Origin of the sequence: Rhodoferax sp., from assembly GCF_023700745.1 — a bacterium.
GTDB lineage: Bacteria > Pseudomonadota > Gammaproteobacteria > Burkholderiales > Burkholderiaceae_C > Rhodoferax.
Window position 1 is genome coordinate 160,492 of sequence record NZ_JAMPYG010000003.1, and the last position, 23,099, is coordinate 183,590.

21 protein-coding genes are annotated in these 23,099 nt (G+C 62.3%); 9 read left to right on the top strand and 12 right to left on the bottom strand.

The features are described from left to right. Window positions 1-29: 29 nt before the first annotated feature. Together NDJ10_RS04600 and NDJ10_RS04605 are read right to left on the bottom strand one after the other, a co-directional pair. Window positions 30-233, bottom strand: a complete 204-nt coding sequence (locus NDJ10_RS04600) for a zinc-finger domain-containing protein (RefSeq protein WP_296159991.1) — start codon at window positions 231-233, stop codon at window positions 30-32. Between the two features lie 144 nt (window positions 234-377). Continuing rightward, a complete protein-coding gene (locus NDJ10_RS04605; RefSeq protein ID WP_296159992.1) occupies window positions 378-1,328 on the bottom strand; it encodes a branched-chain amino acid transaminase in 951 nt (316 codons plus the stop codon). 225 nt (window positions 1,329-1,553) lie between these two features. Here NDJ10_RS04605 and NDJ10_RS04610 point away from each other — a divergent pair, with 225 nt between their 5' ends. Then, window positions 1,554-2,144, top strand: coding sequence for a glycine zipper 2TM domain-containing protein (locus NDJ10_RS04610; protein ID WP_296159993.1), 591 nt, complete (start codon window positions 1,554-1,556; stop codon window positions 2,142-2,144). A 137-nt stretch (window positions 2,145-2,281) separates the two neighbouring features. On the opposite strand, the gene radA is transcribed toward NDJ10_RS04610, so the two are convergent. Then, window positions 2,282-3,658, bottom strand: a complete 1,377-nt coding sequence (gene radA, locus NDJ10_RS04615; protein WP_296159994.1) for a DNA repair protein RadA — start codon at window positions 3,656-3,658, stop codon at window positions 2,282-2,284. A gap of 159 nt (window positions 3,659-3,817) precedes the next feature. Here radA and mgtA point away from each other — a divergent pair, with 159 nt between their 5' ends. Together mgtA and NDJ10_RS04625 are read left to right on the top strand one after the other, a co-directional pair. Then, window positions 3,818-6,355 carry a magnesium-translocating P-type ATPase gene (gene mgtA, locus NDJ10_RS04620; protein ID WP_296159995.1) on the top strand — a complete coding sequence of 846 codons (2,538 nt, stop codon included), beginning with the start codon at window positions 3,818-3,820 and terminating at the stop codon, window positions 6,353-6,355. After that, window positions 6,325-8,904 (top strand): cation-translocating P-type ATPase, encoded by a 2,580-nt coding sequence (locus NDJ10_RS04625; RefSeq protein ID WP_296159996.1) that lies wholly within the window; start codon window positions 6,325-6,327, stop codon window positions 8,902-8,904. Before mgtA ends, NDJ10_RS04625 begins: the two co-directional genes overlap by 31 nt. On the opposite strand, the gene alr is transcribed toward NDJ10_RS04625, so the two are convergent. Further along, entirely contained in the window at window positions 8,901-9,995 is a 1,095-nt protein-coding gene (gene alr, locus NDJ10_RS04630; RefSeq protein ID WP_296159998.1) for an alanine racemase, read from the bottom strand. The genes NDJ10_RS04625 and alr overlap by 4 nt on opposite strands. Before the next feature lie 125 nt (window positions 9,996-10,120). On the opposite strand from alr, the gene lplT reads away from it, so the two are divergent. Together lplT and NDJ10_RS04640 are read left to right on the top strand one after the other, a co-directional pair. Next, window positions 10,121-11,404: a lysophospholipid transporter LplT gene (lplT, locus tag NDJ10_RS04635; protein WP_296160120.1), complete on the top strand. Its 1,284-nt coding sequence runs from the start codon at window positions 10,121-10,123 to the stop codon at window positions 11,402-11,404. Window positions 11,405-11,416: 12 nt separating this feature from the next. Continuing rightward, a complete protein-coding gene (locus NDJ10_RS04640) occupies window positions 11,417-11,902 on the top strand; it encodes a glutathione peroxidase (RefSeq protein WP_296159999.1) in 486 nt (161 codons plus the stop codon). Between the two features lie 9 nt (window positions 11,903-11,911). Here the strand turns inward: NDJ10_RS04640 and NDJ10_RS04645 are convergent, their stop codons facing one another. Further along, complete coding sequence (locus tag NDJ10_RS04645) at window positions 11,912-12,970, bottom strand: 3-deoxy-7-phosphoheptulonate synthase (protein ID WP_296160000.1); 1,059 nt, start codon at window positions 12,968-12,970, stop codon at window positions 11,912-11,914. Window positions 12,971-13,132: 162 nt separating this feature from the next. Continuing rightward, window positions 13,133-14,227 (bottom strand): saccharopine dehydrogenase C-terminal domain-containing protein, encoded by a 1,095-nt coding sequence (locus NDJ10_RS04650; RefSeq protein WP_296160001.1) that lies wholly within the window; start codon window positions 14,225-14,227, stop codon window positions 13,133-13,135. A 139-nt stretch (window positions 14,228-14,366) separates the two neighbouring features. Here NDJ10_RS04650 and NDJ10_RS04655 point away from each other — a divergent pair, with 139 nt between their 5' ends. Beyond that, window positions 14,367-14,831 (top strand): Lrp/AsnC family transcriptional regulator, encoded by a 465-nt coding sequence (locus tag NDJ10_RS04655; protein ID WP_296160002.1) that lies wholly within the window; start codon window positions 14,367-14,369, stop codon window positions 14,829-14,831. 98 nt (window positions 14,832-14,929) lie between these two features. Continuing rightward, entirely contained in the window at window positions 14,930-16,078 is a 1,149-nt protein-coding gene (locus tag NDJ10_RS04660; protein ID WP_296160003.1) for an FAD-binding oxidoreductase, read from the top strand. A gap of 106 nt (window positions 16,079-16,184) precedes the next feature. Here the strand turns inward: NDJ10_RS04660 and NDJ10_RS04665 are convergent, their stop codons facing one another. From NDJ10_RS04665 to NDJ10_RS04685, 5 genes are all read right to left on the bottom strand, one after another. Beyond that, on the bottom strand, window positions 16,185-16,940 hold the full coding sequence (locus tag NDJ10_RS04665; RefSeq protein WP_296160004.1) for an amino acid ABC transporter ATP-binding protein: 756 nt from the start codon (window positions 16,938-16,940) through the stop codon (window positions 16,185-16,187). A gap of 17 nt (window positions 16,941-16,957) precedes the next feature. Then, window positions 16,958-17,614 (bottom strand): amino acid ABC transporter permease, encoded by a 657-nt coding sequence (locus NDJ10_RS04670; RefSeq protein WP_296160005.1) that lies wholly within the window; start codon window positions 17,612-17,614, stop codon window positions 16,958-16,960. A 177-nt stretch (window positions 17,615-17,791) separates the two neighbouring features. Then, the gene (locus NDJ10_RS04675; RefSeq protein WP_296160006.1) at window positions 17,792-18,640 is read right to left on the bottom strand and encodes a transporter substrate-binding domain-containing protein; all 849 of its coding nucleotides are present in this window, start codon (window positions 18,638-18,640) and stop codon (window positions 17,792-17,794) included. Between the two features lie 61 nt (window positions 18,641-18,701). After that, window positions 18,702-20,009 (bottom strand): FAD-dependent oxidoreductase, encoded by a 1,308-nt coding sequence (locus NDJ10_RS04680; protein WP_296160007.1) that lies wholly within the window; start codon window positions 20,007-20,009, stop codon window positions 18,702-18,704. Further along, the gene (locus tag NDJ10_RS04685; RefSeq protein WP_296160008.1) at window positions 19,996-20,274 is read right to left on the bottom strand and encodes a 2Fe-2S iron-sulfur cluster-binding protein; all 279 of its coding nucleotides are present in this window, start codon (window positions 20,272-20,274) and stop codon (window positions 19,996-19,998) included. Before NDJ10_RS04685 ends, NDJ10_RS04680 begins: the two co-directional genes overlap by 14 nt. Window positions 20,275-20,427: 153 nt before the next feature. Here NDJ10_RS04685 and rocF point away from each other — a divergent pair, with 153 nt between their 5' ends. Beyond that, window positions 20,428-21,351, top strand: coding sequence for an arginase (gene rocF / locus NDJ10_RS04690; RefSeq protein WP_296160009.1), 924 nt, complete (start codon window positions 20,428-20,430; stop codon window positions 21,349-21,351). On the opposite strand, the gene NDJ10_RS04695 is transcribed toward rocF, so the two are convergent. After that, entirely contained in the window at window positions 21,345-22,406 is a 1,062-nt protein-coding gene (locus NDJ10_RS04695) for an ornithine cyclodeaminase (RefSeq protein WP_296160010.1), read from the bottom strand. The two genes, rocF and NDJ10_RS04695, sit on opposite strands and share 7 nt — an antisense overlap. Before the next feature lie 134 nt (window positions 22,407-22,540). Here NDJ10_RS04695 and NDJ10_RS04700 point away from each other — a divergent pair, with 134 nt between their 5' ends. Further along, window positions 22,541-22,960 carry an Lrp/AsnC family transcriptional regulator gene (locus tag NDJ10_RS04700; RefSeq protein ID WP_296160011.1) on the top strand — a complete coding sequence of 140 codons (420 nt, stop codon included), beginning with the start codon at window positions 22,541-22,543 and terminating at the stop codon, window positions 22,958-22,960. Window positions 22,961-23,099: the final 139 nt, after the last annotated feature.

Here is a 23,099-nt window from a genome sequence, read left to right on the forward strand (position 1 = left end):
GACGGAAATGAATTGAAATCCGACCCCAATTAATGGCCGTGGAAATGCTCGCCTTCCTTGAGCTTGTACACCGTGCCGCAATAGGGGCACTTGGCCTGGCCGGTGTGGGCCACATCCAGATACACCTTGGGGTGGCTGTTCCACAGCGTCATGTCAGCCAAGGGACTGGGGCAATAAACACCGCCTTGGTGATTGAGGTCTTTGGCCAGCAGTTCTACAGTTGCAGTTGTCATGGGGGTCTTTCTCATCAATTGGGGACAGCGCTGGTGCACTTGATGTCACTGCGTGCTGCCCCGCAAGGTAAACATCCAATATCCGACGAAGTGTTGGGGACAGAGCAAATTTGCTTCACAAATCTTGGTCTGTCCCGCAAAGTTTCAGACTTTCGTCAGCCAGTGGGCGTATTTGGGGTTGCGGCCGTTGACGATGTCAAAGAACGCGCTCTGGATCTTCTCGGTGATCGGGCCGCGTGAGCCGACGTAGCCGGGCTTGCCCAACTCAATGCGGTCAAGTTCGCGAATCGGCGTGATCTCGGCTGCGGTGCCGCTGAAGAAAGCCTCATCGCAGATGTAGATCTCGTCGCGGGTGATGCGTTTTTGCACCACTTCCAGCCCGAGGTCCTGGCAGATGTGCAGCACCGTGTTGCGGGTGATGCCATTGAGGGCACCGGCCGACAGGTCGGGGGTGTAGACCACGCCGTCTTTCACGACGAAGACATTTTCGCCCGAACCTTCGCTGACAAAGCCATTGGCATCGAGCAGCATGGCTTCGTCATAGCCATCGTCCAGCGCCTCGGTGTTGGCCAGGATGGAGTTGGTGTAGTTGCTCACCGCCTTGGCCTGCGTCATGGTGATGTTGACGTGATGGCGGGTGTAACTGGAAATCTTGACGCGGATGCCGCGTGTCATGCCTTCGTCCCCCAGGTAGGCCCCCCAGGCCCAGGCCGCCACCATCAGGTGGATGTGGTTGCCCTTGGGACTGACGCCGAGCTTGCGGCTGCCGATCCAGCTCAGGGGACGCAGGTAGCAGGATTCGAGCTGGTTGGCACGCACCACATCGACTTGCGCCTGCATGATTTGTTCTTTGCTGAACGGAATCGCCATGCGCAGAATTTTGGCGCTGTTGAGAAGACGCTGGGTGTGCTCTTCGAGCCGGAAAATGGCCGTACCATCCCCCGTTTTGTAAGCACGCACCCCTTCAAAGACACCACAACCATAGTGCAGGGTGTGGGTCAGGACGTGAATCTTGGCGTCACGCCATTCCACCATCTGGCCATCCATCCAGATTTTTCCATCACGGTCAGACAGGTCGGGCGGTAAGGGGCTCATCGGTTATTCCTTCAAATTAAGGGGGGCAATGCTACAAATTGTAGATTTTACGGGCACCGACAAGGTGCTTTTGTGAGAATTTAGGGCTTTGCGACTTGTCACGAGGTGCTCAAGGATCGCCCAAAATGGGGTCCCGGCTGTGCAAAACCGTCAAGTCGCAGTATTCTTGCGCCTGTGGCCGGCCACTGCGCCCGCCTGCACCATGTTCTATTTCAGGAGAATTTCATGACCCACACCTTGACAACCCGTTCTGCCTCTTGCTGGCTGGCCGTCGGCCTGCTGCTGGGCGCTTCCAGCCTTGGCGCGCAGCAGCAGCCCTCTGCTGCCAGCACGGCCAAGGCGCGTTATGAGGCCGACAAAAAATTATGCGCTGATGAAGCTTCGTCCGAAGCACGGCTGCAATGCCGCCGTGATGCCCAGGCGGTGTACGAAAAAGCACTGGCAGCCAGCAAACCCGCCCCCAAGTCATCGCAACCGGCCGTTTGCAACGAATGCGGCAAGGTGACAGGCGTCAAGGTCGTCGAAAAAGCCGGTGACAGCGGTCCGGTCGGCATGATTGCCGGCGGGGTGGCGGGTGCCGTGCTGGGACGCCAGGTGGGGGGCGGCACCGGCAGAGACCTGGCCACCATTGCCGGCGCGGCAGGCGGTGCCTACGCCGGCAAGAAGATCGAAGAGAAAATGAACGCCCATAAAGTCTGGACTGTCGGCGTGCGCTACAACAATGGCACAACGGCCGAGTTCGATTACGCGCAGGACCCCGGCTTCAAGGTCGGCGATGCGGTGCGCAAATCGGGGAATGTGCTGGAGCGCAACTGATCTTCTGCGCGAGTGGTCTGAACTCCATCTAGTCAGTTGGGGTCAGAGCACGTCACTGCGTGAGTGGTCTGACCCGCAAGATTTCAGATTGGTTGGGGTCAGAGCACGTCGCTGCGCGAGTGGTCTGACCCACAAGCTTATAAGCTTCTCACCACCTCCATGGCCTGTTCGACGCGCTCCACAGCGTGAATCGTCAGGCCTTCAAAGTCTTTGGTCTTGAGGTTTTTGGGCAGGTTGGCCTTCGGCACCACGGCCACGCTGAAGCCCAGTTTGGCTGCTTCCTTGAGGCGCTCCTGGCCACGCGGCGCAGGCCGCACTTCACCGGCCAGGCCCACTTCGCCAAAGGCAAAAAAACCTTTCGGCAGCGGCTTGCCGCGCAGACTGGAGGTGATGGCCAGCAGCACCGCCAGATCGGCAGCCGGCTCACTGATGCGCACACCACCGACCGCGTTGACAAACACGTCCTGGTCCATGCAAGCGACCCCGGCATGGCGGTGCAGCACCGCCAGCAACATGGCCAGGCGGTCCTTGTCCAGGCCCACGCTCAGGCGTCTGGGGCTTGGACCGCCGCTGTCGACCAAGGCCTGGATTTCGACCAGCATCGGGCGCGTGCCTTCAAGCGTGACCATGACACAGCTGCCCGGCACCGGCTCGGCGTGCTGGCTCAGAAAAATGGCGCTCGGGTTGCTGACTCCCTTGAGACCTTTTTCGGTCATGGCAAAGACGCCGATTTCATTCACCGCGCCAAAGCGGTTCTTGATGGCGCGCACCAGCCTGAAGCTGCTGTGGGTATCGCCCTCAAAGTAGAGCACGGTGTCGACCATGTGCTCCAGCACGCGCGGCCCCGCGAGTGCCCCTTCCTTGGTCACGTGGCCCACCAGCACCATACACACGCCACTGGCTTTGGCCGCACGCGTCAGGTGGGCCGCACATTCACGCACCTGCGCCACCGAACCGGGCGCCGAGGTAAGTTGGTCGGAATAGACCGTCTGGATGGAATCGATGACGGCAATGTCGGGCTGCGCGGACGCCAGCGTGGCGAGGATTTTCTCCAGGCCGATTTCGGCCAGCACCTTGACCTGTGAGCCATCCAGCCCCAGACGACGCGCACGCAAGGCCACCTGCGCGCCACTTTCTTCGCCGGTGACATAGAGGGTGCTCTGGCCGCTGCGCTGCAGCGCATCCAGCGCCTGCAACAGCAGGGTCGACTTGCCAATGCCAGGGTCGCCACCGATCAGCACCACACCGCCCTCGACCATGCCGCCACCCAGCACCCGGTCCAGCTCCTCGTGACCGGTGGGCGTGCGCGCCATGTCGACCGCGTCAATGTCGCCCAGAACCGCCATTTCGGCCGTCTTGGCCAGGGAAGCAAAGCGGTTTTTAACCGGAGAAGCGCTCTCGGGGGCCGATTCGATCAGGGTGTTCCAAGCGTTACAGCTCGGGCACTTGCCCTGCCATTTGGGGCTGGTGCCGCCGCAGTCGGAACAGACGTAGTGGGTTTTTTCTTTGGCCATGGGAGAATAATACTGTATAAATTCACAGATTCACAACACATCCTGTGCGGTGCCTCGGCGTGACATATCGCATGGCACCGCAGGGAAGCTTGTGATAACTTTTTTCATTGACACCAGCGCGTCATCCGGCAGCTGGCAACAATGAAAATGACCGCTTGTATGGCAATACCCGCTCAGGTCCTCACGGCCCCGCACGATGCAACCGGGCTCAGCTCCGCGCAGGCGGCTGAACGGCTCAAGCGCGTCGGACCCAATCGGCTGATACCTGCACTGCAACGGGCCATGGCCCTGCAATTCCTGCTGCATTTCAAAAACCCGTTGGTGCTGACACTGCTGGTGGCCAGTGGCATTTCCGCGCTCACGGGGGATGCCAGTGGCGCCCTGATCATCGGGTTCATCGTGCTGATGAGTGTCACGCTTGACTTTGTGCAGTCCTACCGTGCCGGTCAGGCAGCCGACCGCCTAGCGCTACAGGTCGCAGTAACCGCCACCGTGCTGCGTGATGGCATGCCGGGTGAACTGCCAGTGGCCAGGCTGGTGCCAGGCGATGTGGTGCTGCTGTCAGCCGGCAACCTGGTGCCAGCCGATGCCAGGGTGCTGCAGGCCAGGGACTTTTTCGTCAATCAGGCGCAATTGACCGGTGAGCCTTATCCGGTAGAAAAACGTCCGCTTGCCGGAGCCTCGGCCCAAGCCCCGCAGAACGAGGGCGTGACGGATCACCTTGATGCCGACACCTCGGCGCAAGATCTGGTGTTCATGGGCAGTTCGGTGGTCAGCGGTTCAGCGCGGGTGCTGCTGGAGCGCACCGGCAGCAACACCGCTCTGGGGCAAATTGCGCTCAGCCTGTCGCGCCCGGCACCGTCCACCGCATTCGAGTTGGGCACCCGGCGTTTTGGCATGCTGATCATGCGGCTGACGCTGCTGCTGGTACTGTTTACCCTGCTGGTCAATGTGGCACTGCAGCGTCCGCTGCTGGAGTCGTTTTTGTTTGCTGTGGCACTGGCCGTGGGTCTGACCCCGGAACTGCTGCCGATGGTGGTCTCGGTCACACTCACACGTGGCGCGCTGCGCATGGCCTCGCTGAACGTGATCGTCAAACGCCCGTCGGCCATTCAGGACCTCGGCGCCATGGACGTGTTGTGTACCGACAAGACCGGCACGCTGACCGAAGCCCGGATCCGGCTGGAGCGGCATGTCGATGCCTCCGGGGCTGACAACCCGCAAGTGCTGGCATTGGCCTACCTCAACAGCTATTTTGAGAGTGGCCTGAAAAGCCCGCTCGACGACGCGATCCTCGCCCATGCGGACATGGACGTATCAGACTGGGTAAAAATTGACGAGGTACCTTTTGATTTTGAGCGCCGGCGCGTCTCGGTGCTGGTCGAGTGCGCTGCCTGCCGGCGGCTGGTCGTCAAGGGTGCACCCGAAGATGTGTTGCGTTTGTGCACGCATTACCAAGACCCGGCCGGTCAAACCGTGGCACTCAATGCGGCAGCACAAACGCGCATCAATGCCCTATTTGACAGCCTAAGCGAAGACGGCTTTCGCGTGCTGGGCATTGCTTGGCACGACGTCGCGCTAGACCACCCGCACGCCGTGGTGTCGGACGAAAGCGCCCTGATTTTTGCCGGCTTTGCGGCCTTTCTCGATCCACCCAAAACCAGTGCCGGGCAGGCGATTCACGCCATGGCGGCCAGTGGTGTGGCCGTCAAGATCGTCACGGGCGACAACGAACGCGTCACACGTCATGTCTGCACGCAGCTTGGCGTGCCGGTTCAAGGTGTGTTGACCGGCTCCGAGTTGACAGCGCTCAACGACGATGCCCTGCGGGCCCGGGTGGCCAGTGTCAACCTGTTCTGCCGCGTCAATCCGGCACAAAAAAACCGCGTCATCCTGGCCCTCAAGAACCGCGGCCATGTGGTGGGCTATCTGGGTGACGGCATCAATGACGCACCGTCATTGCATACCGCCGACGTGGGCATCTCAGTTGATGGTGCAGTGGACGTGGCCAAGCAGGCGGCGGCCATGATTTTGCTGGAACATGACCTGATGGTGCTGCATGCGGGTGTGCTCGAAGGCCGGCGCACCTTCGGCAACGTGATGAAGTACATCATGATGGCCACCAGTTCCAATTTTGGCAATATGTTCAGCATGGCGGCAGCCACCCTGTTTTTACCTTTCCTGCCCATGTTGCCCTTGCAGATTCTGCTCAACAACCTACTCTATGACGTGTCGGAGGTCACGTTGCCGCTGGACCATGTGGACGCAGAAGACCTGGCGCAACCCAGACATTGGGACATGGGCTTCATTCGCAACTTCATGCTGAGCATCGGGCCCATCAGCTCGCTGTTCGATTTCCTGACCTTTTTTCTGCTCATCAGGCTGTTCGATGCACAGGCATCGATGTTTCGCACCGGTTGGTTTGTGGAGTCGATGGCCACCCAGGTACTGGTTATTTTTGTGATTCGGACCCGGCGCAACCCCTTGCGCAGCCAGCCTGACCGCTGGTTGGCCCTGACCTCGCTGGCGGTGGTGGCCACGGCCATGGCGCTGCCATTCACGATCTTGGCGCCCTATCTCGGTTTTACGCCACTGCCGCTGGCGTATTTTGGACTGCTGGCTGCACTTGTGGCATCCTACCTGCTGGTGGTTGAAGGGGGAAAACAATGGTTTTACCGGCATCAGACAAAGGCCTGAGCGCGGCGCAGGCCGCACAGGCTTTGCGCGACAATGGTCCCAACGAGTTGCCCGACGCGCACAAGCGGGGCCCGCTGGACATCATGCGCGACATGCTCACGGACCCGATGTTTGCGCTGTTGCTGGCCGCCGGCGTGCTGTACCTGGTGTTGGGGGATCTGCAGGAAGGCCTGGTGTTATTCGGCCTGGTGCTGGTGGTGCTGGCCTTGACGCTGTACCAGGAAGGCAAAACCGAGCGCGCCATCGATTCCCTGCGTGATCTCACCAGCCCGCGTGCCCTGGTCCTGCGCGACGGTGCCGCGCTGCGCATTGCCGGGCGCGAGGTGGTCTGTGGTGATGTGCTGATGCTCGCCGAAGGGGACCGCGTGCCTGCCGACGCGGTGCTGATCCAGGGCACCGGGGTTCAGGTCGATGAATCCCTGCTCACCGGCGAACCTGTGCCGGTCGACAAGGTGGCGGCCACGCCAGATCCAAACGCCACGATGGCCGTGCCCGCAAGTGCCTTGTTTTCAGGCACCCTGCTGGTGCGCGGACAGGGGATGGCGCGCGTCACCGCCACCGGCCGACACAGCGAGATTGGCCGGATTGGCCAGGCGCTGGGCGGCTTGACCAGCGAAACTTCACCACTGAAACAACAGATGGCGCGCCTGGTCAAGGTACTGGCAGGGGTCGCCTTGGGTGCGAGCCTGTTTTTGTTAGTCGCCTATGGACTGATGCGCGGCGACTGGCTGGCCGCTCTGCTGGCCGCGATTGCGCTGGCCATGGCCTTGCTGCCACAGGAATTCACGGTGGTGCTGACCATCATTCCCGCACTGGGCGCGTGGCGCCTGTCCCGGCAAAACGTGCTGACCCGGCGCATTGCAGCCATTGAAACCCTGGGCGCCACCAGCGTGCTGTGCGCCGATAAGACCGGCACTTTGACAGAGAACCGCATGACGGTCGCCGAGCTCTATGTACCGCAGCCTGTCACGGGCGGGACCAAGCGAAAATTTTCCGAGCAGGCGGCCAACCTGGCGATTGACTACGGCACCACAAACGAGCTGCACGAGTGCTTCCACACCCTGGTGGAATACTCCATTCTGGCCAGCGTGACCGACCCTTTTGACCCCATGGAAAAGGCCTTCCACCGGCTGGGGCAACACTTCCTTCAGGACACCGAGCACCTGCACCGCGACTGGACCTTGATGCAAACCTATGGCCTGACACCCGAGCTGCGTGCCATGTCGCATGTCTGGCGGGCCACCCATGGCGCGGATCATGTGGTAGCCGCCAAGGGGGCACCGGAAGCTATCGTGGACCTGTGTCATCTGGATGGCGCAACGCAAGAAAGCATTGCCCGCGCGGCCGAAGCCATGGCGGTCAGGGGACTGCGCGTGCTGGGGGTGGCGCGTGCCCGCTTTCAGGGTCAGGACTGGCCGACCATCGAACACGACTTCGACTTCGAATTCATCGGCCTGCTCGGGCTGGCCGATCCGCTGCGCGCCGAAATCCCGCAAGCCGTCACAGAGGCCCACAACGCCGGCATACGGGTGGTGATGATCACCGGCGACTACCCTGCCACAGCGCTGGCCATTGCCGCACAAGCCGGACTCCGGCACGGGCCCCAGGGACTCCTCACCGGCGACGAACTGACGCATTTGACCGACGCCGAACTGCAACGTCGCATTGCCAGCGTGCACATTTGCGCGCGCATCGCCCCGACGCAAAAACTGCGCATTGTGCAGGCGCTGAAGGCGGCTGGCGAAGTGGTGGCCATGACCGGCGACGGCGTCAACGACGCGCCAGCCCTGAAAGCCGCGCATGTCGGTGTCGCCATGGGCGGACGCGGCACCGACGTGGCGCGCGAAGCGGCTTCCATCGTGCTGCTCGACGACAACTTCGCCTCGATCGTGGGCGCGGTGCGCCTGGGTCGGCGCATTTTTGACAACCTGCGCAAGTCCATGTCCTACATCCTGGCGGTGCATGTGCCGATCGCCGGCATGGCGCTGCTGCCAGTGCTGCTGGGCTGGCCCACCGTGCTGTTCCCCTTGCACATTGCCTTTCTGGAACTGGTGATTGACCCGGCCTGCTCCATGGTGTTCGAGAACGAGCCCGCCGAGTCGGACGTGATGCAACGCCCGCCGCGCGATGTGCAACAAGCCCTGTTTGGCGGCATGGCGCTGGGGCTGGCCCTGCTGCAAGGCCTGGGCGCACTGGCTGTGGTGCTGGTCGCCACCGTCTGGGGCGCATCGCAGTTGTCTGAAGGCGGCGGGCGCGCCCTGGCCTTTGCCGTGCTGGTGTTCACCAACCTGGCGCTGATTTTTTCCAACCGCAGCCGCGCCGGTGCTGTTTGGGCCAGCCTGCGGGTACCCAACCGCACGCTGTGGCTGGTGGTGGCGGCCGCCTTGAGCCTGTTGGGGCTGGTGCTCTATGTGCCATGGCTGGCGCGCCTGTTTTTGTTTGAACTGCTGCCCCTGACCTGGCTGGCAGGCGCAGCGGCTTTGGGGCTGGCCAGCGTGCTGTGGTTTGAGCTGCTCAAGGGGATCAAGCACCGAATGGCAAAGCCCTAATCAGCCACCTGCACCGGCACCCGTTGTGCCAGCGCGCACATCAGCTCATAGCCCAGCGTACCGGCCGCCTGCGCGACTTCGTCGATGCCCAGCACGACACCGTTGGCGGCGCGCCCCCACAGGGTCACGTCACTGCCCATGCCGGCTTCGGGCACCGGCGTCAGATCGACGGTGATCATGTCCATGCTGACACGCCCGACCAAGCGGCTGCGCACCCCCGCCACCAGCACCGGCGTACCGGTGGGGCAAACCCGCGGGTAGCCGTCGGCATAACCACAGGCCACCACACCCAGGCGCATCGGCGCTTCTGCGACAAAGCTTGAGCCATAACCGACGCTGGCGCCCTGGGGAATGTCCTGCACCCCGATGATTTTTGCCGACAGGGTCATGGCCGGTTGCAGGCCCCATTCGGCCGCCAGGTGCTCAGGGTGATCAGGCGAACTGCCATACAGGCTGATGCCGGGGCGAATCCAGTCCGAGGCCAGCACCGCATCGGCATGGCGCAGGCTGGCCGCACTGTTGCTCAACGAGCGTTCGCCAGGCAGGTCACGCGTGACCTCGGCAAAACAGGCCATTTGCGCGGCAATGCCCTGGCCGCCGTCGGCATCGCTGAAGTGCGTCATGAGCGAGATCTCGTCGACCTGCGGCAAGGCGTTCAGCCGCGCCCAGGCGCTGCGGTAACTCGCCGGGGTAAAGCCCAGGCGGTTCATACCCGAGTTCATTTTCAAAAACACCCGGTGACCGACATGGGTCTTGCAGGCCGCCAGCATGTCAATTTGCTCACTGCAATGCACCGTGTGCCATAAGTCAAGGCGCGAGCACAGCTCGAGGTCGCGCGCCTCGAACACGCCTTCCAGCAACAAAATGGGGCCGCGCCAGCCCAGGTCACGCACCCGTTGGGCTTCGGCCAGGTCCAGCAAGGCAAAGCCATCGGCGCTGCGCAGACCATCAAACACGCGCTCAATGCCGTGGCCATAGGCATTGGCCTTGACCACCGCCCAGACTTTGGCGTCGGGCGCTGCCTGGCGGTTACGCGCCAGGTTGTGCTGCAACGCAGCGGTATGGATGGTGGCGAGGATCGGGCGGGGCATAAAAGCTCTGAGGAAATTGCGTTGGGGCGATTTTGACATTGCATCGGCGTGCTATAACCCGGTACCGTTTGGAGACATGTCACCCCTTTCAAAGCGCCGCCCCTGGACACTTGCAAAAAATTTCGATGAAACGCGGCTTCTTTACCATCATGTCGGCGCAGTTTTTCAGCTCGCTGGCCGACAACGCCTTGTTTGTAGCCGCCGTGCAATTGCTGCGCACCAGCCACGCCCCGGAATGGCAACAAGCCGCACTGGTGCCGATGTTTGCGCTGTTTTACGTGGTGTTGGCGCCTTTTGTGGGCGCATTTGCCGACTCCATGCCCAAGGGCCGCGTCATGCTGATCAGCAACTTCATCAAGGTCGGGGGCTGTCTTTTCATGTTGTTTGGCACCCATCCGCTGCTGGCCTATGCCATCGTCGGCCTGGGCGCTGCGGCTTATTCACCGGCCAAGTACGGCATCCTGACCGAACTCTTGCCGGCCTCGCAACTGGTCAAGGCCAACGGCTGGATCGAGGGGCTGACGATTGGCTCGATCATTTTGGGCGTGCTGCTGGGTGGCCAACTGGTCGGGCGTCATATATCGCAACACCTGCTGGCCATCGACATCCCCGGCATCAACACCGGCATCAACAACCCGGCCGAAGCCGCCATTGCGGTGTTGATCTTTGTCTATTTGCTGGCCGCCTGGTTCAACACCCATATTCCGCTCACCGGCGTGCTGATGCGCCCCATGCCCAAGCGGCTGCTGACCCTGCTGCCCGACTTCTGGACTTGCAACGCCCGTTTGTGGCGCGACAAGCTGGGGCAAATCTCGCTGGCCGCCACCACCCTGATCTGGGGTGTGGCGGGCAATTTGCGCTTTATTGTGCTGGCCTGGGCTGCCGCCGCCCTGGGTTACTCGGTGACGCAGGCGTCGGCCTTGCAGGGGGTCGTGGCGATTGGCATGGCGGCCGGGGCGGTCGTGGCCTCCATGCGCATGCGTCTCGAAGACGGCCCGCGCGTGATCACCCTGGGCATTGTCATGGGCCTGCTGATCATCGGCCTGATCTTCATCACCAATGTCTGGGTGGCGGCACCGTTTTTGATCCTGCTGGGCGCCCTGGGCGGCTTTTTGGTGGTGCCCATGAATGCCCTGCTGCAACACCGCGGCCACAACCTGATGGGCGCCGGGCGCTCCATTGCCGTGCAGAACTTCAATGAACAGGCCTGCATTCTGGTGCTTGGCGCGCTCTACAGCCTGTCCACCGGACTGGGTTTGCCGACCTTTGCGGCCATCACCGGCTTTGGTCTGGTGATTGCCGGCTTCATGTGGCTGATCCGCCGCTGGCATGCGCGCAACCTGGCGCTGCACCATGAGGAAGTTGACCGCTTGCTGGCCATTGCCCGCGATGACAAGGCCCACGGCTGATGGAGGGGAATCATGACGACGGTCTATGACTTTGAAGCGCTGTCGATCAACGGCAAGCTGGTGGCCCTGAAAAAATTCAAAGGCAAGGCCATGTTGATTGTCAACACCGCCAGTGCCTGTGGTTTTACGCCCCAGTTTGCCGGCCTGGAAAAGCTCCATGAAAGCTATGGCGCGCAAGGCCTGGTGGTGCTGGGCTTTCCGTGCAACCAGTTTGGTTCCCAGGACGCAGGCAGCAACAGCGAAATTGCCGAGTTTTGCCAGCTCAACTATGGCGTCACGTTTCCGATGATGGCCAGGATCGAGGTCAACGGTGCTGGCGCCCACCCACTCTACCAGTGGCTGGCAGCCGAGGCCCCGGGCCTGCTGGGCAGCAAATCGATCAAGTGGAACTTCACCAAATTTCTGGTCGGCAAGGACGGCCGGGTGCGCCAACGCTACGCGACCACGGACAAGCCAGAAAGCCTGGTCAAAGACATTGAAGCCGCGCTGGCAGCCTGAAATAGAGACCTAGCGTGCCACGGCGCGCAACCGCTGCGCCGCTTCGCGCAGCCCTGCGGCGGTGGCGTCCCAGCCCAGACAGGCGTCGGTGATCGAGACACCGTAGCGCAGGTTTCTGGGGTCGCCCAGCTTCTGGTTACCCTCGAACAGATTGGATTCCAGCATCACACCCTTGATCGATCGGCAGCCGTCCACGATCTGCCCCACCACATCTTTCAGCACCAGGCTTTGCAGCGCGTGGTTTTTGCGCGAGTTGCCGTGGCTGCAGTCGACCACGATATTCACCGGCAATTTGGCGCGGGCGAGCTCGGCCTCGGCTTGTGCGATGGCCACCGAGTCGTAGTTGGGTACGCTGCCGCCACGCAGGATCAGATGGCCATGGGCATTGCCGCGGGTCTGCGTCAAGGCCACCTGGCCTTCGCCGTTGATCCCCAGGAAAGTGTGCGGCTGGGCGGCCGACAGCATGGCGTTGATCGCCACGTCGAGGTTGCCGTCGGTGCCATTCTTGAAGCCCACCGGGCTCGACAAGCCGCTGGCCATTTCTCGGTGGGTCTGGCTCTCGGTGGTGCGCGCGCCAATCGCGCTCCAGGCAATCAGGTCACCCAGGTACTGCGGCGTGATCGGGTCGAGCGCTTCGGTGCCACAGGGCAAGCCCATGTCGTTGAGGTCCACCAGCAACTGGCGCGCCAGGTGCAGCCCCTCTTCGATGTGGAACGAGTCGTCCATGCGTGGGTCGTTGATCAGCCCCTTCCAACCCACCGTGGTGCGCGGCTTTTCAAAATAGACCCGCATCACGATGAGCAACTGGTCTCTCAGCTCCTCCGCCAGCGCCTTGAGACGTTGTGCGTAGTCCCGGGCGGCGACCAGGTCGTGAATCGAGCACGGGCCGACCACCACCAGCAAACGCGGGTCGCGCCCCTGCAAAATGTTGGCCACGGCGCTACGGGCCGCAGCCACGGTCTGGGTGGCACGTTCACTGGCGGGCACCGCATCATGCAGTACGCTGGGTGGCAGCAGGGTTTGCTGCGACAGCACGTTCAGGTTTTCAAAGGCGTTTGGGAAGGTCATGGTTGTATCGATCAAAACAGGCTGTCAGGCTTATTTTATGAGCGTGACCTGCGCCTCGTTTCAGAACCCAAGGCGCACGCCTTGCGCCAGTGGCGCACACGGCCATCGCCACCGGCACGTCAGCCCGGCCCACCGGACTCAGCTTGCCAAGCCAGCCAACATCTAGCCAATCGACTCGACCTGGCGTGACTGTTCGTAAGCGCTGCCAAAGCGGTTGGCCAACAAATCCGGCAACACCACCTGCTCCTGACGGATGAAACCCGACATCGGCAACTTGCCTTCGCGGAACAGGTCCACCGCCGCGCAGATGCCGGCGGCCGTGGTGATCTGGATCGCACTCATGGGGTGCTCTTCCGAGCGGTCGGCAAAAATCTTGCGGGCAAACACTTCCTGCACAAACTGGCCGTCGCGCTCACCGCTGACCGTCACAAACACCAGCACCACATCCTGCATGGTGAGCGGGATCGAGCGCCTGAAGATGGCCTTGAGCGTGGCCTGATCGTGCTGCATACCCAGTTCCTGCAGCAGCATTTTCATCAGGTCACGGTGACCGGGGTAACGCACGGTCTTGTAATCCAGCGTTTGCACCCGGCCCTTGAGGGTGTCGCAAAGGGTGCCCAGGCCGCCCGAGGTGTTGAAGGCTTCGTACTCGGTGCCATCCAATGAGAAATGTTCCATGCCTTCGAGCGGCAGCGCCTCGATCAGCTCCCCGTTGTGAATGGCTTCGCAGGGATGACAGTACTCGTTGATGAGACCGTCGACACTCCAGGTCAGGTTGTATTTGAGTGCGTTGGTCGGGAACGCAGGCAGCGCACCAACGCGCATCTTGACCTCGCGCAGGCTGCTGAATTTTTGACTCAAGTGGTGCGCCACGATGCCGATAAAGCCCGGCGCCAGACCGCACTGCGGCATGAAAGCCGTTTTCGCCCCGGACGCCAGTGCCATGATGCCGCGCGTCGCGGCCACGTCCTCGGTCAAGTCAAAGTAATGGCAGCCCGCCGCCTTGGCCTGAGTGGCCACGGTCAGCGCCAAGTGGTAAGGCAAGGCGTTGATGACCGCATCGAAACCCTGCAAACACTGCAACAACTCAGCCGCACTGGAGGTATCCACCAGTTCGGTCTCCAGTTCGAGGTGGCTCAGGCTTTTCAGCGCCACCACGCTGCAATCCACCACCTTGAGCTGGTAGTCGCCTGTGCCTGAGAGCAGCCTGGCAATCACCTGGCCAATGTGGCCGGCACCCATTAAAACGACACGCATCCTGTGCTCCTTGAAACCATTGTGAATGCCTTCAGTTTAAAGACAAGTATTGTCAGATGGATGGATGAATATGACGAAAAATTCCCAGAAAATGTCACTATGACGTTTAAATGCTCCTATTGACCAGACCGAACCCGCCATGCCCACACCTGTCACCCCCACCCCACCGGCCTTGCGTGATGCACTGGACCGTGAACTGATCGCCTTGCTGCAAGCCAACGCACGCGAATCAGCCGCCAATCTGGCGCGCAAACTGGGCACCGCACGCACCACCGTGCTGGCCCGCCTGAACCGGCTGGAACGTGAGGGCGTCATTGCCGGCTACACCGTACGGTTGGCGCAAGACGTGCTGAACCAGGGGCTGCAGGCGTTTGTCGGCCTGACGGTGCAAGCCAAAGCCGGGCGCGAAGTCGAAACCCGGTTGGCGCGCATGCCCGAGGTACGCCAGCTTTGCGCGGTCAGTGGCGAATTCGATTACGTGTTGCTGCTGCGCGCCGAGTCTGCCGTGCGACTCAACACCCTGCTCGACGACATGCGCAACCTGGAAGGCGTGGTGAAAACCACCACCTCCGTGGCCTTGGCCTGGAAGATCGAACGCACCTGAGCCAGGGCGCCGCCGGTGCGGCCATGATTTGTTGCCCGCACCGCCAGAAAGGCGAAAGCCAGCCCCGCCATAATGAGACAAGTTCCCATAACCCAAACATGCCTGTCAGTCGACCTTTTCCCCATGTTGTTGTGATCGGCGCCGGCATCGTGGGCGCGGCCACTGCCTTTTATCTCAGCCGCGCCGGTGCCCAGGTCACCGTGCTGGACGCGCAAACGCCGTCAGCGGGTGCCACCGGCGCCTCGGATGGCGCCGTGTCGGTGGCCAGCAAGCGTCCCGGCGTGATGATGCAGCTGGCGCGCCAGGCGCGCGACCTCTATGCCCAGCTCGTGCGCGAAGAAGTTCTGACCGACTTGTTCCATACCCGCCCTACCTACCTGTTTGCCCGCTCCGAGCTCGAAGTGGCGGTGATTGCGGCGCAGCAGCGCGACCTCGACAGCCAGGACGAGCCCACGTTGTGGCTCGACCGCGCCATGCTGATGCGCCGCGTGCCAGGTTTGGGCGCCAGCGTGCTGGCCGGGCTCAAGGTGCCCAAGGACGGCCACGCCATTGGCTACCAGGTGACGCACCGCCTGCTGTCCTGCGCCAACGTGGTGCCGCTGCGCCACACCCCGGTGCTTGATCTGGTGTTGTCCAACGGCCGGGTGATCGGGGTCGAAACCGCCACCGGTCGCCTCCTGGCTGACGTGGTGGTGCTGGCTGCCGGCATCGACTCGATGGCTTTTTTGGGGCTGGATAAGGTGATGATTCCGCGCAAGGGACAGCTGGTCGTGACCGACCGCGCCGCCTTTGGCTACGCGGTGCTGCCCGGGCCGCTGATGTCAGCCAGTTACCTGGCCTCCAAACACACGCCCACCGTCCTGCAAAGTTCGGTGAGCTTGGTGATTGACCCGCTGCGCACCGGCCAGTTCCTGTTGGGCAGCAGCCGCGAGACCGGCATACTGGATCGCCAGACCGACGTCCGCACGGTGGCCACCATTTTGCGTGAGGCCATCGACGTTTACCCACCGCTGGCGCGCCAACGCGTGATTCGCACCTTTGCCGGCATTCGCGCTACCACCGAAGACGGCCTGCCCATCGTCGGTCGGCACCCCGAACTGGACGGCCTGATCCTGGCCACCGCCATGCAGGGCGACGGCATCTGCCTGGGGCCGCTGGTGGGGGCTGCGGTGGCACGCTGGGCGCTGGAGCAGGACAGTGCGCAGGATTTTGCTGCCCTGTCGCCCGCACGTTTTCCGAAGGCTTAGCGTTTGCGGGTCAGACCACCTGCGCCGCGACGTGCTCGGACCCCAACCAACTTGAAACCTTGCGGGTCAGACCACTCGCACAGCGACGTGCTCTGACCCCAACGCTTTAAGACTTGTCGTGAAAGCGCGCCAGAAAAGCCTGGGTGGCGGCCTGCTGCGGGTGGTCAATCACGTCTTTGGCCGGGCCGCTTTCCACCACCACGCCGTCGCGCATGAAGACCAGCACGTCGGCCACTTCACGGGCAAAAGCGATCTCATGGGTGACGATCACCATGGTCATACCGTCTTTAGCCAGCGACTGGATCACCGCCAGCACCTCGCCCACCAGCTCGGGGTCGAGCGCGGAGGTGGCCTCGTCGAACAGCATCACCTGCGGCTGCATGGCCAGCGCGCGGGCAATCGCCACGCGCTGTTTCTGACCGCCCGAGAGCTGTTGCGGATGCGCGTCGGCCTTGTCCGCCAGACCCACCTTGTCCAGCAGTTGCAGCGCCTGCTCGCGGGCTTGTGCCTTGGGCATGTGCAACACCGTGACCATGCCTTCCATCACGTTCTGCAACGCGGTCATGTGCGGAAACAGGTTGAAATGCTGGAACACCATGCCGGTGTTGGCGCGAAAACGCGACAGCACGCGGTCACTCGGCAACCGCGTGCTGTCGCCCTGGTAGGTAAATTCGTGCGTGCCAACCCGGATGCGGCCGGCGTCAGGCAGGGTCAGCAGGTTGATGCAGCGCAACAGGGTGGATTTGCCAGAACCTGACGGCCCCACCAGGGCCACCACCTGGCCCTGCTCCACGCGCATCGAGACGTCCCGCAGCACCACGTTGTCGCCAAACTGCTTGCGCAATCCCTGTATTTCAATCATGACTTGGTTTCCAAAAATCAGGTATCGGCGCGCCGCTCCAGGCGCTTGATCAGGCTGGTGGCAGGCACCAGCACGGCTAGGTACATCAGCGCAATCAGCGTGTAGGTTTCCAGCGGACGGTAGGTTTCATGCACCACCGCCTGGGCCTGGTAGACCAGGTCCGGCAAGGCGACGATCGACACCAGCGAGGTGTTTTTGAGCTGCATGATCGACTGGTTCAGCAGCGGCGGCGTCATGCGCCGCAGGGCTTGCGGCAACACCACCCGTCGCATGGTCTGAAAACGCGTCATGCCCAGGGCACGCGCGGCCTCGGTCTGGCCGACGTCGATCGAAATGATGCCGCCGCGGATGATCTCCGAGTAAAACGCACCGCCGTAGAGCGACAGCGCCAGCACGGCCGCCATCGCGGGGGACATCTCGATGCCCAGTAACACCGGCAGGGCGTAGTAAAACCAGATGATCTGCACAAGCACCGGTGTCGACCGGAACAGTTCCACATAAGCCTTCATGGGCCAGCGCATCACCGCCCAGCGAGACAACTGTCCCAGGCCGGCGATCAAGCCAAACAGCAGCCCCAGGCCAATGCACATCACGGTATAACCCAGGGTATAGAGCAGGCCGGTGGCAAACAGGCTGCGGTATTCCCACAAAAATTCAAAATTCCACTGGTACACAGGGTCTCCCGTCAATCAAACAATCGGCACTGCGAATGCGGCGCCCTGTGGGAGCGGCGCCCTCGCCGCGAATGCCCCCAGGACATCCTTCGGCCCGAGGGCGGGCCTCCCACAAAGACAGGCCCCCACTGGATCGCCACGGTCTGCGGCCTCGCGTTTCACGCTGGCAAACACGCCTCAGAACTTGACGATCACCGGGATATCTTCGGGCTTGATGCCCATCAGTTTGTCCAGATTCGACAGCACGATCGGGTTCATCTTGTCGGACGCGCGCAGTTCGGTGATCCACTTGTCCACGTAGGTTTGCCAGGTTTTGTCTGCCTCCTTGCGCAAGCCGGCGTTGGTGGTGGTGCCCTTGAGCGGCTCCGGCACGATCAGATGACCCACGTTGGGGTTCTTCTTGAGGATGCCGGCCGACACCGTGACCACCAGCGGCTGCACGTCGGCACGGCCGGTCTGCACCGCCATGGTGGCGTCGTTGGATTTCTCGAAACGCAGGATTTTGGCCTTGTCGTACATGGCCGTGACCAGATTGTCGTAAGACGAACCGACGTCGACCGCAATCGTGACTTCGGGCTTGTTCAGCTCGTCCCAGGTCTTGGCCTCGAAGCCCTTTTTGGCAATCAGCGTGAAGGCGTTCTGGTACAGCGGCACGGTGAAGTCGATCACCTCGCGGCGTTGCGGTGTCGGGTTCAGGCCAAAAAAGATGTCGAGCTTGTTGGTCTGCAGATCGAGCACCGAATTGCCCCAGGTGGTCTCGGTCACCACCAATTTGACGTTGAGCTTGGCCGCCAGGTCTTTGGCCAGGTCGACCATGATGCCGCTCCACTCGCCGGTGGCCAGGTTTTTCTGGTAATTTGGCGGGGCACCGGCCACCGCGCCGACGCGCAGGGTTTTGCTGCTGTTGATGCGGTCCCAGGTGGTTTGCTCGGGACTGGGTGCCTGGGCCAGCGCAGCGCCGGCAAGGCAGCTGGCAGCCAGAGCGGCCACACCCATGGTGAAATGGCGTCGTTGCTTCAAGGTCATCGTCTTCTCCTGGTTATGGCAAAGCTTGCCGGGTGAAAAATAGGAAGGCTTCGTTGATCGACTAGGTCTCGGTATAGGCCGCCAGTGCAGCCACTGACACCGGCCGCAGCGGCCAGCGCGGCACGCTGCCGTGCAGCGCACCGAGTTCAAACGGTACGCCTGTCTCGGCAGCAAATTCCTGGATCGCACGGGCACAAAAGCGGCCCTGGCAAGTTCCCATGGCAAAACGTCCCACTACGCGCATTTCATGCGGCGAAGCTGCGCCCTGAAGTGCGGCAAAGCTGGTGGCGCGCAAGCCTTCACAGCGGCAAACCACCGTTTCCGGCGTCAAAGTTGGTGCGGGTGTGTGGTACAGCGTACGCAATGCCGCCTGCGTGCGCCGGGCTGCCTGCAACTGGCCGTCAAAACTCACCATGCCACAGAGATGCCCCAAGGCCTGCGCAACCCGCTGGGCGGCCTGGCGGCCATCGTAGATGGCTGCATCAGCGCCCAGCACTTCGCGGCAATCCCCCGCCCACACCACCGGCAAACCGGACTGGCTTGGACTGGGCAAACCGGTCTGATTGGCATCCAGGCCATCGTGCAAGGCCAGATGGGCCACCTCATGGACCCGATCCCGGCCATGGTGATCAACCACGGCCACACGCAGACCATGGGGCAGAGCTTCAATGGCGGTAACCGCGCAACCGGTGCGATAAGGCACGCCAGACTGCAACAGTTGCTGGACATAACCGAGGGCTTCCGCCAGCTGCGGCCAACTGCGCAAGCCGTTGAATGCCGCGCCAGGCTGCGCCAGTGCGGCGCGAAAAGGCTGGCCCCGCTCCAGCACAGCCAGCGGCGGATTGCCCGCAGCCGCCAATTGCGCAGCCAGGGCCAGCGGCAAGGGCCCGCTGCCCGCCACCAGGATCAGGCCCCGGGGAACTTCACCGGTTTCCTTGAGTTGCACCTGCATGCCGCCTGCCGTGGTCACGCCCGGCAACTCCCAGCCGGGCACCGGCAACACCCGCTCAACACCACCGACCGCCATCACCACCGCCTTGGGACGCACACTGCGCACGTGACCCGCAACACGGTCATCGAACAAATAGCGGCCATCCCTCTCAACGCCCAAAAAGACAGACTGGAATTGCAGGGTAAGTCGGTCGCCCACCTGCGGCAGCTGGTCCAGCAAGCCCTGCCAGCGGCGTTGGTGGTGCGGGTTGCGCTTGACCGGGCTGGCACCCGCGCCAGCGTAGGCGCGATGGATGGCGCCGCCGAGCCGGTCACGCTGCTCGGCCAGCAGCACCGACAAGCCCATGCCGGCCAGTTCCACCGCAGCGGCGACCCCCGCCGGGCCGCCACCGACCACGAGCACGTCAGGCTGCCACACGATGCACCTCACGGGCCGGCAGCGCAGCCAGGGTGAGCTGTACCCCGGCGCGGGCCGGCGTCAGACAGGCCTCTACCGGCGCTGCGCCATTGACCGACACCAGACAGGCCTGGCAGGCCCCGATGCCGCAAAAATAGCGGCCGCGCAACGCCCCCATGGCCGGACCCAGGTCAGCCACACCGGCGCGCTGTAACGCGGCAGCAAAGCTTTCCCCCGGTCGGAACACCACCGGGTAACCCAGCCAGAAAAAGGTCTCGTCCATCATGATTGAGGTTATTACATTTGAACAAATTGAGTAACGTATTAAACCCGAAATCAATCCGCTCCAGAGCAGTAAAAGCCGGCGAACTGACTAAACTGCGCAAAGCATTCCCAGCTCGCACAACAACGCGCTTCACACCCAGGAACCCGACACACCATGAACACCAACATCTCCCTGATCGGCGCCCCCACCGACATTGGCGCCGGCAGCCGCGGCGCCAGCATGGGGCCGGAAGCCCTGCGCGTGGCCCACATTGCCACGGTGCTGGCGGGCCACGGCCTGCAGGTGCTTGACCGGGGCAACCTGAGCGGCCCGAGCAACCCGTGGTTGCCGCCGGTGGACGGCTACCGCCACCTGGCCGAGGTGGCCGCCTGGAACCAGTCCGTGCATGACGCGGTCTATGCCGAACTCCAGCAACACCGCCTGCCCATCTTGCTCGGTGGCGACCATTGCCTGGGTTTGGGTTCGATCAGCGCGGTGGCGCGCCACTGCCGCGACACTGGCAAGAAATTGCGCGTGCTGTGGCTCGATGCCCATGCCGACTTCAACACCAGCGCGCTCACCCCCAGCGGCAATATCCACGGCATGCCGGTCGCCTGCTTGTGTGGTCACGGCCCTGAGGTGCTGACCCGGATCGGCGGCCAGGTGCCGGCCATCAACCCCAAATGGGTGCGCCAGATCGGCATTCGCAGCGTCGATGAAGGCGAAAAGCGCCTGGTGCACGAGGCCGGACTGGAGGTGTTTGACATGCGTTTCATCGACGAAATGGGCATGCGCGCGGCCATGGAGCTGGCCCTCGCCCTGGTCGATGCCAACACCCACCTCCATGTGAGTTTTGACGTCGACTTTCTCGACCCCGACATTGCGCCCGGCGTGGCCACCACGGTGCGCGGCGGCCCCACTTACCGCGAGGCGCAACTGTGCATGGAAATGATTGCCGACACCGGCCGCCTGGCCTCGCTCGACGTGATGGAGCTGAACCCGGCGTTTGACGTGCGCAACCGCACCGCCGAAGTGGCGGTCGACCTGATCGAATCACTCTTTGGCAAGAGCACACTGATGCGCAAGGCGACTCATTGAGCGAGCAAGGCGCCGAACAGGTTTTTCGGGTCGGCCATTTCAGGAATCAGGGCGATGGTCTCACCCAGCCCCAACGCGGTCGCCGTCTCCAGCATGTAACGCAGGGCCGAGTAGTCTTCCAGCGCAAACCCGACCGAATCGAACACCGTGACCTCCTCGGCATGTAGGCGCCCCGGGTGCTGACCGGCCAGCACTTGCCACAACTCGGTCACGGCAAAATCGTGCGGCATTTGCTGGATGTCACCCTCGGTACGGGTTTGCGGCGTAAATTCCACAAACACGCTGCCCCGCTGCAGGATATCGGCGTGTAACTCGGTCTTGCCCGGGCAGTCGCCGCCGACGCCATTGATGTGCATGCCCGGCTGAACCATGTCCGGCGTCAGGATGGTGGCGTTGGTCTTGTCAGCGGTCAGGGTGGAGACGATATCGGCGCCCTGGACGGCCTCGGCGGTGCTGGCACATACGGTGATGTTCAAGCCCGAGTGATTCAGGTTGGCCACCAGCTTGGCGGTGGCCGCCGGGTCGACGTCAAACAGGCGCAGCGACTCAATGCCCATCAGGTGCTGAAAGGCCAGCGCCTGGAATTCGCTTTGGGCACCGTTGCCGATCAAGGCCAGCACACGGCTGTCCGGGCGTGCCAGGGCCTGTGCCGCCAATGCCGAGGTGGCGGCGGTACGCAAAGCCGTGGTCAGTGTCAATTCGCTGAGCAGCAGCGGGATGCCGGTGGCCACGTCGGCCAGCACACCAAAAGCCATCACCGTAGAGAGTCCGATGCGGGTGTTTTTGGGGTGGCCATTGACATACTTGAAACTGTAAAGCCGATCGTCGGCAATCGGCATCAGTTCGATCACGCCGTCTTCTGAATGGTTGGCGACACGGGCCGATTTGTCGAAATCAGGCCAGCGCAAGAAATCGGCACGAATGTTCTCTGCGATGCCTGCAATACAGGCCTTCACGCCTTGGCGGCAGATCAGCCGGACCATTTCGGGGGCACTCAGGTAAAGGGTGGCAACGTTTGGCCTGGTGGCGCTGGAAAAAGTGGTGTTTGCAGTCATAAAAATTGGCTCAGTCAGAGGCTTTGCTCGGCGAAACAAGTGTGCTGCAGTCTGGCGATAAATCAAATCGTCAAAAATGTGCTGTTTTGCTCCAAAATTAGCGTTTTGCCAAATTCAATTATCTTTTTGACACCATGGATGAAATTGACCAACGCCTGATCGGCCTGCTGCGGCAGAACGCACGCATGAACGTGGCCGACCTGGCCTACAAGCTCAAGGTGTCGCGCGGCACCGTGACCAACCGCATCCGCAAACTCGAAGACAGTCAGGTCATTCTGGGCTTTACCGTGAAATTGCGGCCCGAATCGGAGCCCGACCGGATCCGTGCCTGGATGGAGGTGCTGGTCGAAGGCAATCAGACCCGGCTGGTGATTGCCAGTTTGCTGGGCGAGCCCGGCGTGGCAGCCCTGCACGACACCAATGGCCGCTGGGACCTGCTGGCCGAACTTGAGGCCACCTCGATGGCCGAGCTATCGCAGACTCTGGAGCGCATCCGCCTGATCAAGGGCATCCGCAGCACCGAAACCAACATCCACCTGGCGACCTACCGCTAACACCCACCGGCAGTTGCAGGGCCGTACTGGCGCACGTTGCCAACAGTCAAAAAAAAACGGTTTGAAGCCCGCAACCTGCATAATTCATGTCTGACTTACATTTGCTTACATAGCAGACCATCGATCCCTATTGAACATT